This window comes from Bradyrhizobium algeriense, from assembly GCF_003062295.1.
Lineage (GTDB): Bacteria > Pseudomonadota > Alphaproteobacteria > Rhizobiales > Xanthobacteraceae > Bradyrhizobium > Bradyrhizobium algeriense.
This window is the reverse complement of record NZ_PYCN01000082.1, coordinates 1-7208: the sequence shown is the minus strand read 5'-3', so window position 1 is coordinate 7208 and position 7208 is coordinate 1. Positions and strand designations below refer to the sequence as shown.

The window sequence follows — 7208 nt, the reverse complement described above, 5'->3', positions numbered from 1 at the left end:
GGCGCAATGTACGAAAACAGTCCGCCCTGATCCGTAAACCTGCCCCGCATGATCATCTCCGCCGATTCGAGATGATCAAGTGAATCATCAAGCCCCCTCCGTGGCGAGGGGGTTCTTCAGCAGACTGCTAAAGTCTCAAATTCTCAGACGCAGAAACGGCCTCTATTTCGAAGTAGAGCCATGACGGAGTCCGGTTGCCGACATCATCCTGAAATGCCGGGTCAGCCAGGCGATGTATTTCAACTGAAGGACGAATTACGGCGGATTGCTGCCGACGGAGATACCGTGATTGAAGCAGCTCGAGGAGGAGAAACAGGCAAGCTGGAGAAACTGGTAAGTGACCTATCCCTCATCGGCGCGCAGCCAATATCTCACAGAGAGTAGCAGCGGAAATCGCCGCAACCATGGCTGATCCTTGTCTGGTTTCTGACAACGGTACAATGGCTGTCCGGTTAAAAACACGGCTGATGTTGGCGGCGTACAAACTCTTTCAAAGCGAATCAGACGCTTAACGCGCGCGAACGACCCTGGCATGGACGTTGCTATGAGATGCAGCAACACTGAGTGAAGGGTGAGTGCACACAGACGCGCAAAACTAGTGATGCTCTCCTTCACTTGAAAACGGAGCACCCCCGTTTTTGAGAGAGAAGCGACCTCGCGCACGAAGGCGTTCAGCATTTCGCAATAGCTTTGGAGAGCAAAATGGTGCTGCGTATGGAGTCACTTTCTCCTCCGATCAACGCGGACAGCTGGCTCCGTAGCCCGCCCATCACGAGCTTCAAGCCCGGAAGCGTGTACGTCTTCGAATTTTGGGCAACTTGGTGCATGCCATGTATTGCGGCGATGTCCCATCTGGTACAGCTGCAAGAGAAATACAAAGACTGCGGATCTCAAGTTGTCGGAGTCGCAGCTCGTGAACGCGCTCGAACGGCGGACGATGCCCGAACTAAGTTGACCGCGTGGTTGACGAAAAATCTTCCTCATCTGAACGATCCGATCGCGTTCGACTACACGGGCGAAATGAACAAACTTTGGCTGGACCCCAGTTTTCCTTACGAGAGTCCCACCTCCTTCGCGGTCGACCGTGACGGCTACATCGCCTCTATGGGTCATGCGATGCAGCTGGATGACGCTTTTCCGAAAGTTCTCGACGGCAACTGGCGCGCGAGCGATGGTATCTGAAGCCGCCGATACAGAGTTTCTCCGCGATAAACCGCTGGTAGTGGATCTTGACGGATCTTTGCTGCTGACGGACATGCTGTATGAGTCTTTTTTAGACGTCGTGCCTATTGGCTTACACGCGAATTTTGCAGCGGTCCGGGCTCTCGCCAATGGCAAAGCGGCCGTAAAGCATCATCTTGCCCAAACCTCCGAACTAGATTATGCGACTCTCCCGTACAACACCTGCGTTATGGATCTAATCCAGTCGGCCAAAGCGCGGGGCAGGAAAGTTTACCTGGCTACGGCAGCCAACGCGAAGCACGCGAGGGCCATCGCAGATCACTTGGGCATCTTCGATGGTTGGTTTGCTTCTGACGAAAAGACCAATTTGTCGGGATCTTTGAAGGCCGAGATACTTACAGCTGCTTTCGGTAAGAACGGATTTGATTACATTGGCAACGATCCCTCGGATTTTCCGGTGTGGGAGATTGCCGATAAAGCCTACGGCGTCAACCTTTCCAACTCGGTAAAGAGTCGGCTCGTGGCGCTCAAGGATGACTACATCGCATTAGATGACGGGAATGCGGGCACGCGGCCGTGGTTCAAGGCCCTTCGGCTGCATCAGTATGTCAAGAACCTCCTTGTCTTTGTGCCATTGGCGACCTCGCATCAATTTACGTTGGCTAACATCATCACAGATGTGACCGCTTTTGTAGCTTTTTGCGCTTGTGCGTCAGCTGTCTACGTCCTCAACGATCTACTAGATCTTAAGTCTGATCGCGCGCACCCCAGCAAGCGTGCTCGACCCTTTGCGAGTGGCCGTCTCCAACTTCGGGCCGGCTTGCTTATGGTTCCGGCGCTTCTCCTATTTTCTCTGATGCTGGCAACCAAAATCTCACTTGAGTTCGTCGGCGTATTGGTTGGCTACTTTGTGCTAACGAGCGCTTATTCTTTCTATTTGAAGCGCAAGATGCTTGTGGACGTCGTTGTGCTGGCGATGCTCTACACGACGCGCATTGTTGCAGGTGGCGTGGCAGGTGAAATTCAAATTTCGCAGTGGCTTTTCATCTTCTCTATGTTCATCTTCACATCGCTTGCGCTAATCAAACGCTACGTTGAACTGGCGAGGCGGCTCGACTGCGGCCTCCCGGATCGTTCAGACCGTGACTATAGGATCGGCGACCTTGATGTCGTTGCCGCTCTAGCTGCTGCGGCTGGCTTGAACGCCATCACGATCTTTGCACTCTATGTTACATCGCCCGATGTGCAGAAACTCTATCGACATCCGAAGGCACTATGGCTCATCTGTCCAATTCTTCTCTATTGGATAGGCAGGGCGCTCATGATGGCGCACCGACGCCAAATGGACGATGATCCTATTGTTTTTGCGCTGAGGGACCGTATCAGCGCAATTGCCATCGCCTCGATCGCTGCCGTAGTAATTATCGCCATTTGACGCATTCTAGATTTTCTAGGGGCGGCGTTGCATTGATGCGTTCGGCTCCATAACGCTTTGCGCTAGCGCGCAAGGGCACGTGGACTGGGCGGCTGTCGCGTGCGCGTCGAGCCTGACGTGGACGCATCGGCTCGAACTGTCGAGGCGTGATCGAAAGGATCTGGCTAACTCAATATGTCGCAGGGTGACGACGGAGATCGGGCGAACCACGGGGTGCCGCCGTGGTTTTGAGCATCAGCATCGATGGCGAGCAGTTGCAGATGCTGTGTACCATCGGACGTAGACGCATGGCGGCCGTGTTTTCTCATCTCAAGGTCTGAGGAGTTTGGGGTCTTGTTCATGCATCTTGACGAGCGCCATCAAGTTCTCGGGTCCCGAAGTCGGTGGAGGCGATGACGCTCTTCGCATCGACATGCGCGTTTTCGCGCTCAAGGCGACGGCTGACCGAGATCGCGCAGCGCTGCAGCCAATCTGTCTTTGGTGTGCTCTGTCATGGCCTTTCGCTTTTTTGGGCGCTTCACGTCTTATTTTGGTAAGACTGACCTCTCCATGGCTTGGTAAATTGAACGAGGGTCATCCGGCTTCGTGCTGATGGCCTTGATGTCCCCAGGCCGGGTCAGGATGGCTGGTGAGTTCGTGCCGTTGTCGCTGATCGCCATCTTCGGCTTGCCACGCTCAATCACCAGCGGCTCCAGTTCGCGCCACTTCGGAAAGCCAGGTGTCGGCCATCGGCGCCAGGCACTCGCGTGTGCAATCGTCGATCATGGCCATGATGTGGAAGCGGCGTCGATCTGTTTCGAATCCTGCATAATTGGGCCGAAAACGCTGAAATTCTGCGCAATTTGGTGCCTGCTTTGCAAGCTTGCAGGAAAACAAACTGCTATCCCGATTAGAAAGAGATCGTTCGAGTAAGGAGATTGCTAACGAAGGGTTGGTGTTCCCAATAAATCAAGACCACGAATATCGTGTGGCCTTAAACCCCTGGAGCCGTCCGTGAGTGGGCGCCGGCAACAGCGTGGCAATCGAGACCAATGCCGGCGCCGGCATTGGCGACACTCACTCAAGCCAGACTCGGGAGCGAGAACATTGGCCGATTGTTTTGAAATCGATTTTTTGGACGTTGAAACGAAAAGCAGCGGCGACGCTATTTTGCGTCCGCTATGAGTTGAACGGTCAGACGTTCATTCATGTCGTTGATGGCGGCTATCAATCAACCGGAGAGAAGGTCGTCAACTTCATAGACAAGTACTATGGCAATCCGAAGCGAATCGACCATGTTGTCGCAACACGCAACGACGGCGATCACGCCGGAGGTTTGCAACGGGTTCTGGAAGATTTCGAGGTCGGCGCGCTTTGGATGTTGCGACCTTGGATCTATTCAAAAGAACTTCTCCCCCGGTTCAAGCGTTTCACAACAGCCGATGGATTGGAGAAAGCCCTAAAGGAAGCATACTCAAATCTCGCGGCACTTGAAGAAATTGCAATTCGCAGGAAGGTTCAAATCTACGAGCCGTTTCAGGGAGCTAGTATTGGCGCTTTTCGGGTAATGGCCCCGACACGCTCGCGCTTTCTAGACCTGGTTATTTCCTCAGAGAAGACGCCGGAGGAAAAAGGCCTGCTCGAAACCGCGCGCGACGCTGTTGTACATGTAATGAAAGAGGCGCTGTGCTTGTTAGGACGGCTTGGGGCGACGAAGATTTTCCGGCAGGTGAAACAAGCAACGAAAACGAGATGAGCGTTGTCCAATATGCCTACCTAAATGAACGCAAAATTTTGTTGACCGGCGATACCGGACGCAGCGGTCTTCAGGAAGTCGTCGATTACGCGCCTTTGGCAGGATTGATGTTGCCAGGCATCGATCGGTTTCAAGTTCCGCACCATGGCGGTCGCCACAATGTTACGACCGAACTGCTCGACAAGATCTTAGGGAGAAGGAAAGCGGCGCAGGACGGCAAGACTGCCTTCACCGCTATCATTAGCTCGGCCAAAGCCGATGAGGATCATCCCCGCAAATCCGTCGTCCGAGCTATGCATCATCGTGGAGCGCACGTCATCTCAACCGAAGGGTCGAACAAGCGAGTCTCGATGAACGCGCCAGACCGGGATGACTACAGCCCCGCCGAGTGCCTGCCATATCCCGACGAGCAGGAAAATTGAGATTGGTGGCGATCACAGATCTCTTCGACAGTTGTGCCCGGCAGGCTAGGTTATTTCCCGGCCTGCTGATGGTGCTTCCGCCATTGATGACTGCATTAGCTTGGTTCCCGCAGCTCTTTCTTTCCAATGTTGGAACAACCCTCCTCACGATTGCGGTGTCTTGCGGGTTACTTTACGCACTTGGGTCCTGGGCGCGCACCCGCGGCAAGAACATCGAAGGGAGCTTACTCAAGCAGTGGGGTGGATGGCCGACGACCCTGAAGCTTCGCCATGCCGGTCCTTTGAATCCATTAACATTGGCGCGATACCATGACTTTCTGAGGCAAAATGTCCCCCATTGGCTGCCACCTACGCTCGACGAGGAAAATGCAAATCCGGCAAAGGCTGATGGTGCCTATAACTCAGCGGTGATCTGGCTAAAGGAAAAAAACCCGCAAAGGCTTTCCACTTGTTGATAAGGAAAACGCCCAATATGGATTCCGGCGTAATCTTTTCGGCATGCGGCCGATCGGTATTGTCGTCTGCGCACTTGCAGCCGCCGCTTCCATACTCGCGAACTATGTGCAGATGACCCAGTTCACAATGTCCGCAGTCTGGGCTGCGTCCTCAGCGCAAAGACCCGAAGTTTGGGCCGCGGCCGCGATAGATTTCGTGGCGCTTATTGCGTGGCTTGCTGTGGTCAACGACCGATGGGTGCGGCAGGCCGGCGACCAATATGCGGATGCACTGCTTGCCGCCTGCGACCAGCTGACTGTCAAAAGCAGAGCAGCGCCACGTAAACGCAAAAAATGCTAAGTTTCTGCGCCATTTTGTCGGCTGCTTTGCAGGTGTGCAGGAAAACAAACTGCTATCCTGATTAGAAACAGGCCGTCCAGGTGAGATTGCCAGTGAAGATCGGTGTTCCCAAAGACCGAGGCCATCGTGTGGCTTACGCCTGGAGCCGTCCGCGAACATGGGGCGGTCGGCGACAGCGTGGCAATCGAGGCTGCCTGGCATTGGCGAACGTACGACAATTATCGCTCGGCTGGTGCAACAATTCTGGAGTACGCTCGCGGGGTATTTGTCGAGTGAGATGATCGTAAAGGGATCTCCCGTCTTCCGCGCGCAAAAGGCGAGAAAACCAGATTCTCTTCACTTATCTGCATCTGGCAGTTTTTTCCCAACTAGGACTTACATGGCTTTGAGGAAATAACCAGATGAGGACCTATAGCGGGCCGGTACTTGCAACGGCGAGCGGGCATTCGATCTCAGGATTTGGCCCTATCGGCGAGATCATGGCGGTCAAGCGCCACGGCCCGGACGCCCAGGGAGACACCGCTCGCAGCTTGCTTGAGCGGGTAATAGAGAGTCTCTACGCCCGCCGCAGCGCTGTCGAGGACCTGCGTTTGAGCCGGAGCCTGGCGGGCGCTCTGGTGCGTGCGCTCTGCGGCGAGGGCGCTTCATGAGAATCGACTGCGAGGTCCACGCCTTTCGCCGAGAGGCCCGCCGGGCCGCGCCCATCATCGACGGGTCGGTGGATCAGCTAGGAGGCGCCGCGCGCGACTGCGCGATCACAGGGCTGGTCCTTGTCCAGCCCGCCTTCTTAAGTGGCGACGCGACGGAGCTCTTCGCCCAGGCCAGTCAGGCCCGAATGCCTTTGAGGCTCATTCCGCCGCTCGTGCAGCCCCTGGCGCCTGAGGTCCTGGAGGAGTGGGGCCAATCAGGCGCCGCGGGTTTGGCGTTAACGCTCGACGATCCCGATCCACTGACCGAGTCCCTCGGGGCTGCCGTTCAGCTTGGCTTGCACTTGGAGGTGTCCGGCGGCATTGAAGGACGTGAGCGCTTGGCAGAGCTGCTCCTAGCCGACGGCCACCGTCTGGTGTTCCGAAGCTTCGGACTTGCGGACTGCGGCCGCGATCCCGCCTGGGATCCGCGCCTGGAGCGGCTTCTGGCGCTCACTAAAGGCGCGAACGCGTGGGTGAAGCTGTCGGGGATCGGAAGCGTCCCATATGGCTGGGCCCAAGCAGCGGCGGGCAGGATGCTGGAGGAGCTCGGGCCGAAACAGCTGCTCTGTGGGTCGGAGTGGCCGCACGTGACGGTCGCCCACGCCTATGCGCCATCCTATGTGGAGACCCTGGAATGGCTTGAGGGGCTCGTCACAGACGAGGACGCCCGAGAGCGGATCCTCGGCGAGACGTCTGCTGCGCTCTACGGATTTCCGTAACTAAAACCTGTATGCCTGCGGAAATGACCAAATGAGCATATCCACGGCGGGCCTGTGTTCCTGGCTTTGGTGGGGCCGGAAAAAACACTTCGCTTGAGGGGAGCTGCGCGTACCGAGCGATCGCGACCGGGCGTTCCGATTGATCACGACCGGCTGTACCGATTGATTGCGACCAGGCGTTCCGATTGATCGCGACCACCCATTCCGGGCGATCGCGACCAGCCTGTGGAC

The 7208-nt window shown here is 56.1% G+C and carries 8 protein-coding genes and 1 pseudogene; 8 read left to right on the top strand and 1 reads right to left on the bottom strand.

Annotation, left to right across the window (positions count from 1 at the left end; translation table 11 throughout):
- Positions 1 to 180 precede the first annotated feature (180 nt).
- The 3 genes from C7G61_RS44325 to C7G61_RS41630 all read left to right on the top strand — a co-directional run bounded on the left by C7G61_RS44325 (position 181) and on the right by C7G61_RS41630 (position 2617).
- Positions 181 to 384 carry a hypothetical protein gene (locus C7G61_RS44325; protein ID WP_145963805.1) on the top strand — a complete coding sequence of 68 codons (204 nt, stop codon included), beginning with the start codon at positions 181 to 183 and terminating at the stop codon, positions 382 to 384.
- A 318-nt stretch (positions 385 to 702) separates the two neighbouring features.
- Positions 703 to 1182 (top strand): TlpA disulfide reductase family protein, encoded by a 480-nt coding sequence (locus tag C7G61_RS41635; RefSeq protein ID WP_108523303.1) that lies wholly within the window; start codon positions 703 to 705, stop codon positions 1180 to 1182.
- Positions 1127 to 2617, top strand: a complete 1491-nt coding sequence (locus C7G61_RS41630) for a UbiA family prenyltransferase (RefSeq protein WP_244608750.1) — start codon at positions 1127 to 1129, stop codon at positions 2615 to 2617. The genes C7G61_RS41635 and C7G61_RS41630 overlap by 56 nt, the downstream gene beginning before the upstream one ends.
- Positions 2618 to 3234: 617 nt before the next feature.
- Here the strand turns inward: C7G61_RS41630 and C7G61_RS46745 are convergent.
- Positions 3235 to 3412, bottom strand: a pseudogene (locus tag C7G61_RS46745) (IS3 family transposase); the annotation flags it as partial.
- A 202-nt stretch (positions 3413 to 3614) separates the two neighbouring features.
- Between C7G61_RS46745 and C7G61_RS45635 the strand changes: the two are divergent.
- The 5 genes from C7G61_RS45635 to C7G61_RS41600 all read left to right on the top strand — a co-directional run bounded on the left by C7G61_RS45635 (position 3615) and on the right by C7G61_RS41600 (position 6977).
- Positions 3615 to 4352: a ComEC/Rec2 family competence protein gene (locus tag C7G61_RS45635; protein WP_202975836.1), complete on the top strand. Its 738-nt coding sequence runs from the start codon at positions 3615 to 3617 to the stop codon at positions 4350 to 4352.
- Complete coding sequence (locus C7G61_RS45630; RefSeq protein WP_202975835.1) at positions 4349 to 4774, top strand: ComEC/Rec2 family competence protein; 426 nt, start codon at positions 4349 to 4351, stop codon at positions 4772 to 4774. The genes C7G61_RS45635 and C7G61_RS45630 overlap by 4 nt, the downstream gene beginning before the upstream one ends.
- A gap of 2 nt (positions 4775 to 4776) precedes the next feature.
- The gene (locus tag C7G61_RS41615) at positions 4777 to 5229 is read left to right on the top strand and encodes a hypothetical protein (protein ID WP_108523300.1); all 453 of its coding nucleotides are present in this window, start codon (positions 4777 to 4779) and stop codon (positions 5227 to 5229) included.
- A gap of 741 nt (positions 5230 to 5970) precedes the next feature.
- Positions 5971 to 6219, top strand: coding sequence for a hypothetical protein (locus C7G61_RS41605; RefSeq protein ID WP_108523298.1), 249 nt, complete (start codon positions 5971 to 5973; stop codon positions 6217 to 6219).
- Positions 6216 to 6977 (top strand): amidohydrolase family protein, encoded by a 762-nt coding sequence (locus C7G61_RS41600; RefSeq protein ID WP_108523297.1) that lies wholly within the window; start codon positions 6216 to 6218, stop codon positions 6975 to 6977. Before C7G61_RS41605 ends, C7G61_RS41600 begins: the two co-directional genes overlap by 4 nt.
- The last annotated feature ends 231 nt before the right edge of the window (positions 6978 to 7208 follow it).